This window comes from Mesorhizobium sp. M4A.F.Ca.ET.090.04.2.1 (genome assembly GCF_003999085.1).
Taxonomy (GTDB): Bacteria; Pseudomonadota; Alphaproteobacteria; order Rhizobiales; family Rhizobiaceae; genus Mesorhizobium.
Genome location: NZ_RZOT01001017.1, coordinates 1 through 490 on the forward strand (window position 1 = coordinate 1; position 490 = coordinate 490).

1 protein-coding gene is annotated in these 490 nt (G+C 65.9%); it reads left to right on the top strand.

Annotated elements, in window-relative coordinates; all coding sequences use genetic code 11:
- The coding region (locus tag EN781_RS33820) for an ATP-binding cassette domain-containing protein (protein ID WP_145965842.1) at positions 1 to 490 on the top strand (490 nt) is incomplete at both ends.

Consider the following 490-nt stretch of genomic DNA (forward strand, 5'->3'; position numbering starts at 1 on the left):
GTCGATCTCTCGGTCGCGGCCGGCGAGGTGGTCGGCCTCGTCGGCGACAATGGCGCCGGCAAGTCGACACTGATGAAGACCATCACCGGCATCTACCGCGCCGATTCGGGCTCGATCGAATACGACGGCAAGGACATCCTTGCGCTCGACCCCGGCCAACGGCGCGAGCTCGGCATCGAGATGATCTATCAGGATCTGTCGCTGGCCAAGCAGCAGGACGTGGCGTCGAATATCTTTCTCGGCCGCGAGCCGACCAGGAAGGTGTTCGGCCTGTTTCCCGGCTTCGTCGACAAGGCGGCGATGGACCGCGAGGCGTCCAGGATGATCGAGCGGCTCGGCGCGCGGCTACCGTCGATCAACCGGTCGGTCGGCTCGTTCTCGGGCGGCCAGCAGCAGACGGTGGCGATCGCTCGCGCGCTGACCTTTAATCCGAAGCTGGTGATCATGGACGAGCCAACGGCGGCGCTTGCCGTGCGCGAGGTGCAGAGCG